This window comes from Staphylococcus ureilyticus, assembly GCF_002902235.1.
In the GTDB taxonomy this organism is placed as follows: domain Bacteria; phylum Bacillota; class Bacilli; order Staphylococcales; family Staphylococcaceae; genus Staphylococcus; species Staphylococcus ureilyticus.
This window is the reverse complement of record NZ_PPRL01000026.1, coordinates 1-11,705: the sequence shown is the minus strand read 5'-3', so window position 1 is coordinate 11,705 and position 11,705 is coordinate 1. Positions and strand designations below refer to the sequence as shown.

Here is an 11,705-nt window from a genome sequence, read left to right as displayed (position 1 = left end):
ATATTTTACAATTATCATTATTTAAACACATTAAATTTCATAAATTATTTTAAAATCCAAATTAAAAACTGGTAACCTCTACTTTATAGAAGAGATTACCAGTTTTTGTTTGTTATTTTTTATTATTTAAGAGAACTTTCAACATTAGAATAAGGTAAATTCAAAGCTTCACCTACACCTTTATTTGTTAATACACCATTAATTGTATTTAAACCAAATGATAGAGGTTCGTTATCTTGTAATGCTTTTAAGTAACCTTTTCCCGCAATTTGTAATGCATATGGTAACGTTGCATTATTCAATGCAATGGTAGAAGTACGTGGTACTGCACCAGGCATATTAGCCACAGCATAATGTACAACACCATGTTTTTTATACGTTGGATCATCATGCGTTGAAATACGATCAGTTGTCTCGAAAATACCACCTTGGTCTATAGCAATATCCACGATTACCGAACCGTCTTTCATAGATTTTACCATGTCTTCAGTAACTAGATTTGGCGCTTTGGCACCTGGAATTAATACCGCACCGATAACTAAGTCGCTGTTTTTAACACATTGTTCAATATTTAATGGGTTAGACATAATTGTGTGCACACGACCATCAAATAAATCTTCAAGCTCTTGTAAACGCTTAGGATTAACATCCAAAATTGTTACATCGGCACCTAATCCTAATGCTATTTTAGCAGCATTTGTGCCAGCTTGACCTCCACCGATAATCGTTACGCGGCCTTTAGAGACGCCAGGCACACCGCCAAGTAAAATGCCCATGCCACCTTTATATTTTTGTAAAAATTCTGCCCCAATTTGAGCAGACATACGCCCTGCTACTTCACTCATTGGTGTTAATAGTGGTAATGATTTATCTGGCAATTGAACCGTTTCATAAGCAATACCTATTACTTTATTATCTAATAAAGCTTGTGTGAGTTTCTTTTCATTTGCTAAATGTAAATAAGTAAATAGTATTAGTCCTTCCTTAAAGTATTGGAACTCTTCTTCTAATGGCTCTTTGACTTTCATAACCATATCCACGTTCCATACTTCAGCTGGTCCATCACCAATTTTCGCCCCAGCCGTAACATAATCATCATCTTCAAAATATGAACCTAAACCAGCAGATTTTTCAACAATGACTGAGTGACCTTGTTCTACTAATGCATGTACACCACTTGGTGATAAACTCACCCTATTTTCATTGTTTTTAATCTCCTTCGGAATACCTATTCTCATTTTATCCACCTCCAAATTTATAGTAACGCGTATTATATGAAAGCGCAATCATAGTTTAGGGTATTTTTACAACATGTATTAAGGGGAATTATGTTAATATTCTGTAAATAGTGGTATAATATAAGCAAGAAGATGAAGGAGGTAATTGTGATGCTAACGTATAAAAATATTTTAATCGCTGTCGATGGATCACATGAAGCTGAATGGGCATTTAATAAAGCTGTAGAAGTAGCAAAACGTAATGACTCTAAACTAACAATCGTCAATGTTATTGATTCAAGAACTTACTCTTCTTATGAAGTTTATGATGCTCAATTTACTGAAAAATCAAAAAATTTCTCAGAAGATTTGTTAAAAGGTTATAAAGAAGTAGCAACAAATGCTGGTGTAACCGCGGTTGAAACAAGACTAGAATTTGGTTCACCTAAAGCAATCATACCTAAAAAGTTAGCAGCTGATGTAGAAGCAGATTTAATTATGTGTGGTACGTCAGGATTAAATGCAGTTGAAAGATTTATCGTAGGTTCTGTGTCTGAGGCAATTGTACGACACTCTCCGTGTGACGTGTTGGTGGTACGCACAGAAGAACTTCCAGAAGACTTCCAACCACAAGTAGCTACAGATGAATTTAGATCTAAGTATCAAGCACACTAACTTTAATATTCGACCTATTTAATAAAAGCATACAGATTTAAATGAAGAGAGATAGTTTGCACGATATATAGTGTTAAACTATCTCTTTTTATTAATTTTCTTAACATCTATAATTTACTTGTTATCCAATTGTTATATTAAATTCAAATGCGCTTCATATCAGGTGAGTAAAATAAAATTAAGACATACCCCTAAAGGAGTCAATGATATGAAACAATTTAAGAGACTGATGATACTTAGTTTTGCCATAAATGCTTTTTTTATTTCTGCACCAACATATACATACGCATCTTCAACTGATGATATAAAAAGTGAAAAAACAGCTACTCGATTAAATTATATAGATACGGAAACAATTCCTTATAATAAATCATTTAATGATACAAAAGTAGGCGGTCTTTCTGGCATTTCCTATGATGCCAAATCCAAAAAATGGCTTATGATTAGCGATGACCGTTCAGAAGAAAATCCAGCCAGATTTTATGAAGCTCAAATTCATTATAATAAACACAAATTTAATAAAGTAAAATTCACTCGAATGCACTATTTAACACAAGCTAATGGAACAAAATACCCAAATAAAGCATCGTATAATCCCCATTCACAAGATGTTGTAGTTGACCCAGAATCAATTAGAATTGACCCTCTCAATCGTAACCATATACTTTATACAAGTGAAGGTGATCGAAATCTCGGTTTCAATCCCTTCATAAGAATAGCTAGTAGAACTGGAACATTGATCAATGATTTGCAAATCAATAACCCTATCAAAAAGGATAATCAAAATAAATATGGATTTAGAAATAATCAGGCGCTAGAGGGGAGTACGTTTTCTGAAAATGGTAAGTATATCTGGACTTCTATGGAAGCACCTTTACTTCAAGATGATCAATTACCAACCACAGAATCAGGCGCCCTAACACGCTTAACAAAATATAATCGTCAAGGAGATGTTATAACAGAAAAAGCTTATTCTCTAGATCCAATTCCTAAAAAACCTGGAAAAAATAAAGATGCTGAAAATGGAATTGCTGAAATTTTAACCTTGAATCAAAAACAATTACTTGTACTTGAGCGTGCCACTGTTCAAGATAAAAATAGTAATTTCAAAAATTATATTCGCGTCTATAAAGTCGATATAGCCAGTGGAACAGATATTAAAAATATTAAATATCTCCAAAAATCTCACGTCGCACCGGTAAAAAAACAACTGATCGCAAATCTTAATGAGCAAGACATTGGGCATATCGACAATATAGAAGGAATGTCATTTGGCCCGAAATTACCCAATGGTAACGATAGCTTGGTCTTTATTTCAGATAATAACTTCAATCAAAAACAACAAACGAACCTAACTGCATTCGAAATAAAACCTTAAAAATACAACAATCAACTTATGTTTTTCAATTCAAGTATATTTTTTTAAAACTTAATAAGTAGTTAAAACATTAATAATAAAACAAAAGAAAACGTCAATTTCTATAAGCTTGCAATAGAAATTGACGTTTATTTATAAATCAAAATGCTTATATTCAAGATTTTGTTTTGAAACTTTTTAAGATTTTGAACTGAATCAAGTCTCTATATTTTGAAATTAAACAATCTCTAGTTTTGTTTCAAACTTATTCTAGATTACCAAATTTAACTACATCGCGTGCAATCATGACTTCTTCGTTTGTAGGAATAACAATGACTTTTACTGGTGAGTGAGGATAGTTAATGAAACCTTCTTCTCCATGAATCGCTTCATTTTTCTTAGCATCCCAATAAACTCCCATAAATTCTAAACCTTCTAAAACTTTTGCTCTAACAGGATCAGAGTTCTCGCCTACACCTGCAGTAAAGATGATTACATCTACGCCGTGCATACGTGTCGCATAAGAACCAATATATTTGTGAATTCTTGATGCAAAGACATCTAATGCTAATTGAGCACGTTCTTTACCTGCTTTAGCTTCATCAATAATGTCTCTTAAATCACTTGAAGTACCAGAAATACCTAATAAACCTGATTCTTTATTTAATGTATTCAAAACTTCTTCTGCATTTTTTCCTGTTTTTTCCATAATAAATGGAATTAATGCAGGGTCAATATTTCCTGAACGCGTACCCATAGTAACACCAGCAAGTGGTGTGAATCCCATTGAAGTATCAACAGATTCTCCGCCATCTATTGCAGCAATTGATGCACCATTACCGATGTGACATGAAATCATGCGTAATTCTTCAATCGGTTTGCCCAAAATCTCAGCTGCGCGTTGAGATACATATTTATGACTTGTTCCGTGGAATCCATATTTACGAATACCATAATCTTCGTAATATTGGTATGGTAAGCTGTATAAATAAGATTTTTCTGGCATAGTTTGATGGAACGAAGTATCAAAAATAGCTACATGTGGAATTTCTGGTAACAATTTACGGAAAGCACGAATACCCATTAAGTTTGCAGGGTTGTGTAAAGGTGCTAATTCACTTAATGACTCAATTTGTTCTTCAACTTCATCCGTAACATATACTGAATTTGGGAATAATTCACCACCATGAACGACACGATGACCTGTTCCGTCAATGTCATAAATGCTATCAATCACACCATGTTTTTTGAAACTTTCTAACATGATATTAACCGCTTGTTCATGGTCTGCAATATCTAAAGTTTCCTTGTGTTTTTCTCCACCCACTTCAATGGTAAATACAGAATCTTTCAATCCAATACGTTCAATTAGTCCTTTAGTAACAATTTTTTCTTCCGGCATTTCAATAAGTTGAAATTTCAATGATGAACTACCAGCGTTAATAGCCAAAATTAATTTTGACATAGCATAATGCCTCCAATTTAAATTAAATTATTTTATATCCATATCTATTTAATCATTAATACAGTAAGAATTCAAGAATATTACAGTTTAATTTTCAGGATGATTTTCCATCATCCAAGCGTTTAAATCTTGTAAAAAGGCTTGAAATTGTTGAGGGCTTTTGAAATCAGGTATATTCGCTAACAGAACCTCTACTGGCTTTGTTACATTCGTTTCTTTCTTCTGCAGTATAAGTATGGATTTACGCGCTTTTTCATTTTTAAATAGTGTAGATGGCAAGTTTAAAAAAGCTTGCATTTCTGTTTCTGTTGCAATGAAATTTTGTAACTGTTTCACATTTGTACTTTCAAATAAATTACTAGGTACTACTAAAAATGCATATCCTGATGTTTTTAAGGCTGTTACTGCTTGTTCAATTAATAAATAGTGAGAGAAGCTATGCCCTTCTTCAAACCCTAGTTGCATTTCTTTACTTCTTTCATCTACTGGATAATACCCTATCGGTAGATCACCAATAACAACATCTGCATCTTCAAAAGGTAGTGGCATGATAGCGTCTTGAGGATAAACATCAAATGGAATTTCTAAAAAGTTTGCCAAATGTACACTCACGCGTGATAATACAGGATCCACTTCAACCAGGTGATGCATAATCGTATGTTCAGTGAGTACTTCATGTACAGAAGCGCTCAAATGTCCAGCACCACTCGCAATATCCGCTACATGGAATTCATCTTTGTTTTTTAAAAAACGTTCGGCAAGGAATCCTAGAATCATTCCAATTGAATCAGGTGTAATTTGATGATTTGCTTGAACATCCTCTTTTTGCATTAAATTTAAATAAGCAAATTGAAACGCTTTACGTCTATCTTGTAGCGTGGCTTGTTCCAACAATGACCTTTGATTAGTATAAATATTTTCCATTGCAAGTCCTAAATTTTCTATAAAACTTTGACCATTCTCTTCATTTAAAGATTTGGTTTTTTCATCAAGTGCCTTAAATAATTGTTCCATTACTGTCTCTTCTTGTGCCATTTAAAAGTCCTTTCTAAAAAAACTGTCCATAATTTAATTGAAATTAAGTCAGTACCCTAACTTATATTACCAAATAATTATGGACAGTTTAATTTATAATGTCAACGATACTGTTTTGTGAGTTTTACTAGTTTAATCATATGACAATATTATATTATTTATAGATTACGATAAGCTTCTAAAGCAGCATCAAAGTCTGGGAAATTTGTACCTTCAGAAACAATTTCAGTATAAACTACTTTATTGTTTTTATCTAAGACAAAAACAGAACGTGCTAATAAACGCAATTCTTCCATAACAACGCCGTACGTTTTACCGAAAGATAAGTTTCTATGATCACTTAAAGTGATTACATTATCTAAACCATTTGAAGCACACCATCTTTTTTGTGCAAATGGCAAGTCTACAGAAATAGTTAAAACCACACCATCTTCATTAGCAGCTTCTTCATTAAATTTACGTGTTTGTTGATCACAAACACCTGTATCTATAGACGGAACAACGCTAATTAATTTCTTTTGTCCGTCATAACTTTCTAAAGTTACTTCATTTAAATCATTGTCTAAGACAGTAAAATTTGGAGCATATTCTCCTTTTTTTACTTGTGAACCATATAGTGTTACTGGTTCTTGTTTAAATGTAATTTGTGCCATATTGCACGCCTCCTATTAAATAGTTCTTACAACCATAGTATACCTATCTATCGTATCAAAATAAACTCATAGCTCAGTAAAATTCACATTTATTTTTTTAAATAAAACAACTTTTCAAATTTATTTCTGATTACGACTGTATCAGCGAAGATATCATGGATACCCTTGTGTTTATTTGTAAACAAAACAACCAAGTAAGGTAAGTTAAATAAAACGCCACTTATAATACGACCAATCCATTCTCTAAACAACACATCTGCCCATGTAAGAGATTGACGATCTATCCGTTCTACTCGAATGTTACAAATCATTTTACCTATCGTTTGTTTGAAAAATTTAGTTAATAATACAAAATATAAATAAAATACAAGCGCATCTAAAACGTGACCTAAGCTAAAATAATCAATCCATAACTTAAGTTCATCAATTTGCGTAAAATGGTATATCGGTTTCAATAATAGTCCTTGTATGCCAAATACAATGAGTAAATCGATAATAAAACTCCAAAACCTTATACCAAAACCAGCATATACAGAATTTGTCAATTGTTCATGATACATTGCTTCTATATCAGATTTATCATTTTCTGGGGTTGACTGTAATGTTTGTTGATTTGTATACTGCTCCATTTTATACACCTAACCTTTATATAGATACATAGGTTCAGCTTCTGTATCATTGCTTATAATTGATTTCAATTCACTTAATTCATTTTTGAATTGATGTAATGTTGTTTTAGTTGAATAAATAGAACTAAACCAACCTTCGTCTTCACTATATTTAAACACTTCAGCATCCTTTGCTTTTATGTCTTTCTTAAGTGCTTTTAACGCATTATCGTTATAACCAATTTCATCAATCAAACCATTCTTTTCGGCTTGTTGCGCACTATATATACGTCCATCAGCTAACTTTTTAACCTTTTTCTCTGGCATATCTCTACCCTTAGCAACAATACCAACAAATCTTTCATAACTATCATTTAATACTGATTGCATGATATCTTTCTCTTCATTAGTCATTTTTCGAGAACTACTCATAATATCTTTATGTTCACCAGATTTAATAACATTTTCCTTAACGCCTAATTTTTCTTGTAAACCAGAATAATCAACGTTTGACATAATAACGCCAATAGATCCAGTAGTCGTTTGTGGACCAGCATATATTTTATCAGCAGGGGCAGATATATAATATCCACCAGATGCAGCCATCGCATCCATATGTACATAAACCTTTTTATCTTTTTTCTTTATTTCTTTAATTTTTTTATAAATTTCATCACTTGGATATGTACCTCCGCCTGGTGTGTTAACGGTTAATAAAACACCTTTAATCGAGCTATCTTTTTTAACTTTATCCAACTGTTTAAGGAATGCTTCATGATTATAACCAGAGCTTCCAAACATTCCTTCACCAGTACCCTCACTAATTTCACCATTTAAAGTTAAGTGTACAATGCGTTTTGAAGTATCACCTTCTGATTCTACCGTTTCAGTAAATGGATCTATTTCTGACATACTATCTTCACTAAAAAGCGAAGAAATCACAGTAGATATCGAACTCATAACAATACCACCAAGCACGATAATTACGGCAAGTACTATTGCTATTATTCTCTTTTTCGACATAACGTATTCACTCCCAGAATATTTTTTCAATCGTTTCAAATACAATTTAAACATAATCAATTCAATAATGTATACCATTATATGAAAATAAAAAAGGATTAAGATAGCAATAGGCTAGTATGAGTGTCTATTTAAAATGAAAAGAAGCTGAGACAATTAATTTGTCTCAGCCATGTTCACGTATCTGAATACCTTTGAAATATAGCAAATTCTTTTTCCAAATGATCAATTTATTAATTGCATTATGTAATCGTAAGCATTTTTAATAATCAATATGGCAGTTACAACAATAAATAAAGTTTTTACATAACTGACACCTTTTTTAATTGCAAAAGCTGCCCCAACATACGATCCACAAATCATACTTGCTGCCATAATTAAACCATAAAAATAGTCAACTTGATCTAATATCATAAACAAAATTAAAGCGCCTAAATTAGAAGCAAAATTTAATACTTTCGCGTTTCCGGCAGCACTTAAAAAATCAAATCCGAACATAAGTAAAATAAAAAGCATAAATGAGCCGGTACCACCACCTAAAAAACCATCATAAAATCCTATGAGTGACATAAGACTCATAAATAAGATTGCTTTACCAAGCGACAATTTTGTAAATGTACGCACATTTCCCCAATCTTTTTTAACTAACGTATAAATCATCACTAACGTCAAAATAATGATAACCAATGGTTTTAAAAGTTCAGCGGGTAGAAATGTAGCAACGCTAGCACCACATATTGCTAAAATAAATACAAATGGAAATAACTTTCCTACAATCCTCAAATCGACATTACCCGACCTCAAGAAACGAAATGCACTTGTAAGTGAGCCAAATGAACTTGCTAATTTATTAGTACCCAATGCAATAGCGGGGGGCATACCAACAGCTAATAATGCCGGGATAGAAATTAAGCCACCCCCACCTACAACTGCATCAATAAACGCCGCTAAAAATCCTAGAATTATAATTATCAGTACGATTGAAATATCCCAATCTAGCATGATTCCATCCCCTATCTGTTTTATCCTTATGTCTAATTAACTCATGTTGTTCGTATGGAATTGAATACTCAAAGTAAATATTAAAATAAATGATCTGCCAATGCTTGCGTTTCAGTATCTTTTTCACTTTGATAGTCTGGCGTAATTGTTAAAGTTTCTATTTGTTCAAATGCTTCTTGTACAAGAGGTTCAAAATCATATATCGCTTCAAATTTTTCGACTTTTTCAATGTCTGGCTCCGTCGCAGGATTTTTAGGTGTAAAGATGGTACAACAATCTTCATATGGTTGAATAGATGTCTCAAATGTACCAATTTCTTTGGCTCTCTTCACGATGTCTTCCTTATCTAATGTTAAAAGTGGTCGTAAGATTGGTGTAGATGTCACATGATTGATAGCATACATACTTTTAAGCGTTTGACTAGCAACCTGTCCTAAATTTTCACCATTTACGATGGCATGTCCATCAATATCATGCACAAGCTTATCCGCTACCCTCATCATCATTCTACGTGTTGAAGTCATCGTATAGCGCTCATGTACGACTTTATTAATTTGTTTTTGTAAAGCAGTGAAGGGTACAATATGCAATTTAATAGGACCAACATGCGCAGACATAATTCTTGTCAGTTCAATTACTTTATCTTTAGCCTTTTCACTCGTGAATGGTGGACTATGAAAATGAATGGCTTCTACAGTGACACCTCTTCTCATAACTTCAATACCAGCTACTGGAGAATCTATACCTCCGGATAACATAAGTAATGTCTTACCACCCGTACCAACTGGTAATCCACCAGATCCTGCAATGACTTTATCATAAACATAAATAGCGTCTAATCTAACCTCAACTTTAATCGTATGGTTCGGGTTGTGTACATCTACTGTTAGATCATCAGTTGCGTTTAATACGGTTCCACCGAGTTCTTTTTGCAATTGATATGTATCAAACGAAAAGTTTTTATCTGAACGTTTGACATCAATCTTAAATGTATCTCCATGTGCATAACCTTGAGCAAATTTTACAGCTATATCACGTACTGCTTCTATTGTTTTATCAATTTTCAATACGGGACTGATAGAATAAATACCAAATACTTTTTCTAAGCGGCGACACATTTCTTCAATATCTGCACCTTCATCTAATTCAATGTACATTCTATCTCTATTGGCTTTGACTTTATATCCTTGCAGTGGCATTAATGCGCGTTTAACATTTGAACGTAATTTATTAACAAACATCTTACGGTTAGCACCTTTTAAGGTTAACTCTCCATATCTCACTAAAATGTGATCATAAATCATTTTAACAACTCCTTCACTTCTTCATATACAAGATTAAATTTCTCCTTAAAATTACGTATATCATCAGTAGTAGTATTGGCACCCATTGATATTCTGATACTGCCTTCTATTTGCGTTTTAGGGATATCCATTGCTAAAAGCACTTCGTTCAAGGATGCCTTTTTGGATGAACAAGCACTTGTAGTAGATAGCATAATATCATATTTTGAAAATGCATTTACTAATACTTCACCTTTCACGCCGGGAAAACCAACATTCAAAATATGTGGTGATGCGCCGCTAGGAGAATTAACCTTTACACCACTATATTCATTTAAAAATTGTATGATTTCCTGATTGAACTCACTTAATTTTTCATATAGTTGCGCACTTTCTTTTACAGCGACTTTTAAAGCTTTCACGATGGCTATATCAATAGGAAGATTGACTGTGCCACTTCTAAGTCCGTATTCTTGACCACCGCCATGAACAATTGGCTCAATTTGATGTAAATTACGAACAAATAAAAGACCTTGGCCTTTTAAGCCATGAAATTTATGACCACTTAAACTCATTGTGTCAGCAGATTTAAAATCTAACGCAATTTTACCTATTGCTTGTACTGCATCAACATGTAAGTGTGCTTTAGGGTATTGGTGAACAATTTTTGCCACCGCTTCGATAGGTTGAATTTGTCCCATGATATTATTGACTTGCATACACGTTACAAGAGCTACCTTATCTGACATCAACGATTTCAAATGTTCTAAATCAATTTGTCCATCTTTAGTCACGTTTACATATTTTATATCGAAACCTTCATTTTCTAATGAACGAACAACCTCTAAAACAGAGGGATGTTCTAAAACTGAAGTGATTATGACATTTGCAAATGCTCTTTTCTTGTAGGCAATCCCTTTGATGGCAATATTATTCGATTCAGTTGCGCCACTTGTAAAAACAATATCAAAATCTTTTTCTAATTTAAATAGTTCTTTAATTTGATCTTTTGATTGTTGTAATAACTGCTCTGCTTGTATGCCTGCTTTATGTGGGCTGTTTGGATTAAAATATAGCGATTCATTTACTTTTAAAAAGGTATCTAATACGTCTTGTCGCGGTTTCGTTGTCGCTGCATTATCAAGATAAATCAATGTTTTCACTCCAATTCTATATCATTTTATATTTAAGGATTTTTCATATTTATTTTTTATATCAACATATCATTTCTTATTTTAAAGTTTCCCTTTTAGCATTATACTCGGTTTTATTAAAAAGAAAAGAGAGTAAGACAGAAAATGGTTTTTTAAATATAATTTCTTCATCACTGTCTATATGAATTTTTAAATGATCATTAAATATTAATAATTTGTTCATACAAACATCT

11 protein-coding genes are annotated in these 11,705 nt (G+C 32.6%); 2 read left to right on the top strand and 9 right to left on the bottom strand.

Annotation, left to right across the window (positions count from 1 at the left end; translation table 11 throughout):
• Window positions 1-122: 122 nt before the first annotated feature.
• A complete protein-coding gene (gene ald / locus CD150_RS03040; protein WP_046206860.1) occupies window positions 123-1,238 on the bottom strand; it encodes an alanine dehydrogenase in 1,116 nt (371 codons plus the stop codon).
• 150 nt (window positions 1,239-1,388) lie between these two features.
• Here ald and CD150_RS03035 point away from each other — a divergent pair, with 150 nt between their 5' ends.
• Window positions 1,389-1,892, top strand: coding sequence for a universal stress protein (locus CD150_RS03035; RefSeq protein WP_046206859.1), 504 nt, complete (start codon window positions 1,389-1,391; stop codon window positions 1,890-1,892).
• Window positions 1,893-2,100: 208 nt separating this feature from the next.
• Window positions 2,101-3,270 (top strand): esterase-like activity of phytase family protein, encoded by a 1,170-nt coding sequence (locus CD150_RS03030; protein WP_073341725.1) that lies wholly within the window; start codon window positions 2,101-2,103, stop codon window positions 3,268-3,270.
• Window positions 3,271-3,514: 244 nt separating this feature from the next.
• Here CD150_RS03030 and CD150_RS03025 read toward each other — a convergent pair whose 3' ends face one another.
• From CD150_RS03025 to CD150_RS02990, 8 genes are all read right to left on the bottom strand, one after another.
• Complete coding sequence (locus CD150_RS03025) at window positions 3,515-4,714, bottom strand: acetate kinase (RefSeq protein ID WP_046206857.1); 1,200 nt, start codon at window positions 4,712-4,714, stop codon at window positions 3,515-3,517.
• 87 nt (window positions 4,715-4,801) lie between these two features.
• A complete protein-coding gene (locus CD150_RS03020) occupies window positions 4,802-5,749 on the bottom strand; it encodes a class I SAM-dependent methyltransferase (protein WP_046206856.1) in 948 nt (315 codons plus the stop codon).
• A gap of 158 nt (window positions 5,750-5,907) precedes the next feature.
• Window positions 5,908-6,402, bottom strand: a complete 495-nt coding sequence (gene tpx, locus CD150_RS03015) for a thiol peroxidase (RefSeq protein WP_073341722.1) — start codon at window positions 6,400-6,402, stop codon at window positions 5,908-5,910.
• 89 nt (window positions 6,403-6,491) lie between these two features.
• On the bottom strand, window positions 6,492-7,031 hold the full coding sequence (locus CD150_RS03010; RefSeq protein ID WP_073341719.1) for an RDD family protein: 540 nt from the start codon (window positions 7,029-7,031) through the stop codon (window positions 6,492-6,494).
• 9 nt (window positions 7,032-7,040) lie between these two features.
• Window positions 7,041-8,033, bottom strand: a complete 993-nt coding sequence (gene sppA, locus CD150_RS03005; protein ID WP_046206853.1) for a signal peptide peptidase SppA — start codon at window positions 8,031-8,033, stop codon at window positions 7,041-7,043.
• Between the two features lie 225 nt (window positions 8,034-8,258).
• Entirely contained in the window at window positions 8,259-9,035 is a 777-nt protein-coding gene (locus tag CD150_RS03000) for a sulfite exporter TauE/SafE family protein (protein ID WP_073341716.1), read from the bottom strand.
• An 80-nt stretch (window positions 9,036-9,115) separates the two neighbouring features.
• A complete protein-coding gene (gene thiI, locus CD150_RS02995) occupies window positions 9,116-10,339 on the bottom strand; it encodes a tRNA uracil 4-sulfurtransferase ThiI (RefSeq protein WP_073341713.1) in 1,224 nt (407 codons plus the stop codon).
• A complete protein-coding gene (locus CD150_RS02990; RefSeq protein ID WP_070658706.1) occupies window positions 10,336-11,472 on the bottom strand; it encodes a cysteine desulfurase family protein in 1,137 nt (378 codons plus the stop codon). The genes thiI and CD150_RS02990 overlap by 4 nt, the downstream gene beginning before the upstream one ends.
• Window positions 11,473-11,705 lie beyond the last annotated feature (233 nt).

Bases quoted from the DNA above. Each gene is read 5' to 3' on its own strand.
- tpx (WP_073341722.1), bottom strand. From the start codon at position 6,402: ATGGCACAAATTACATTTAAACAAGAACCAGTAACACTATATGGTTCA.
- CD150_RS03020 (WP_046206856.1), bottom strand. From the start codon at position 5,749: ATGGCACAAGAAGAGACAGTAATGGAACAATTATTTAAGGCACTTGAT.
- CD150_RS03025 (WP_046206857.1), bottom strand. From the start codon at position 4,714: ATGTCAAAATTAATTTTGGCTATTAACGCTGGTAGTTCATCATTGAAA.
- ald (WP_046206860.1), bottom strand. From the start codon at position 1,238: ATGAGAATAGGTATTCCGAAGGAGATTAAAAACAATGAAAATAGGGTG.
- CD150_RS03030 (WP_073341725.1), top strand. From the start codon at position 2,101: ATGAAACAATTTAAGAGACTGATGATACTTAGTTTTGCCATAAATGCT.
- CD150_RS03010 (WP_073341719.1), bottom strand. From the start codon at position 7,031: ATGGAGCAGTATACAAATCAACAAACATTACAGTCAACCCCAGAAAAT.
- thiI (WP_073341713.1), bottom strand. From the start codon at position 10,339: ATGATTTATGATCACATTTTAGTGAGATATGGAGAGTTAACCTTAAAA.
- CD150_RS03035 (WP_046206859.1), top strand. From the start codon at position 1,389: ATGCTAACGTATAAAAATATTTTAATCGCTGTCGATGGATCACATGAA.
- sppA (WP_046206853.1), bottom strand. From the start codon at position 8,033: ATGTCGAAAAAGAGAATAATAGCAATAGTACTTGCCGTAATTATCGTG.
- CD150_RS03000 (WP_073341716.1), bottom strand. From the start codon at position 9,035: ATGCTAGATTGGGATATTTCAATCGTACTGATAATTATAATTCTAGGA.